The following is an 825-nucleotide window of genomic DNA, read 5'->3' as shown; positions in this document are numbered from 1 at the left end:
CCAAGTATTCGGCCGCCTACTTCGAGCGCTTCGACGACGTCTGGTGTCACGGCGACTTTGCGAGGTGACGGCCCACGGCGGCCTCATCATCCACGGCCGCTCGGATGCAACCCTCAACCCCGGCGGCGTGCGCATCGGCACGGCCGAGATCTACGCGCAGGTGGAGCAGATTCCGGAGGTGCTGGAGGCGCTCGCCATCGGCCAGGATTTCGACGGCGACGTGCGGGTGATCCTGTTCGTGCGCCTGCGCGACGGGGTGACGCTGGACGCCGACCTCGACAAGCGGCTGCGCACGAAGATCCGCACCGGGGCCAGCCCGCGCCACGTGCCGGCGAAGATCGTCGCCGTGACGGACATCCCGCGCACCAAGTCCGGCAAGATCACCGAGCTGGCCGTGCGCGACGTGGTGCACGGCCGGGTCGTCAAGAACAAGGAGGCGCTCGCCAACCCGGAGGCGCTGGACCTGTTCCGGGACTTGGCCGAACTGGCGAGCTGAGGGTGGGGGCCTGGAGGGCCAAAGCCCCCCTCAATGCACGCCGAGAAACTGCTTCAGCTCCGGCGTCTTCGGGTTGCCGAACACCTCGCCGGGCGGGCCGATCTCGTGGACGCGGCCCTGGTGCATGAAGACGACGCGCGAGCAGACGTCGCGGGCAAAGCGCATCTCGTGGGTCACCATCATCAGCGTCATGCCCTCGGCGGCGAGTTCCTTGACCACCGCCAGCACCTCGTTGACCAGTTCCGGATCGAGCGCCGAGGTGATCTCGTCGCAGAGCAGCGCGGTCGGCTGCATGGCGAGCGCCCGGGCGATGGCGACGCGCTGCTGCT

The 825-nt window shown here is 68.8% G+C and carries 1 protein-coding gene and 1 pseudogene; one reads left to right on the top strand and one right to left on the bottom strand.

Going from position 1 to position 825, the window contains the following annotated elements; all coding sequences use genetic code 11:
• Positions 1-496 (top strand): annotated as a pseudogene (locus A6302_RS20555) (AMP-binding enzyme); the annotation flags it as partial.
• Positions 497-526: 30 nt separating this feature from the next.
• Here the strand turns inward: A6302_RS20555 and A6302_RS20550 are convergent.
• The coding region (locus A6302_RS20550; protein WP_141704058.1) for an ATP-binding cassette domain-containing protein at positions 527-825 on the bottom strand (299 nt) is incomplete at its 5' end.

The sequence above is a fragment of the Methylobrevis pamukkalensis genome (assembly GCF_001720135.1).
Lineage (GTDB): Bacteria > Pseudomonadota > Alphaproteobacteria > Rhizobiales > Pleomorphomonadaceae > Methylobrevis > Methylobrevis pamukkalensis.
This window is presented reverse-complemented; position numbering and strand designations above follow the sequence as displayed.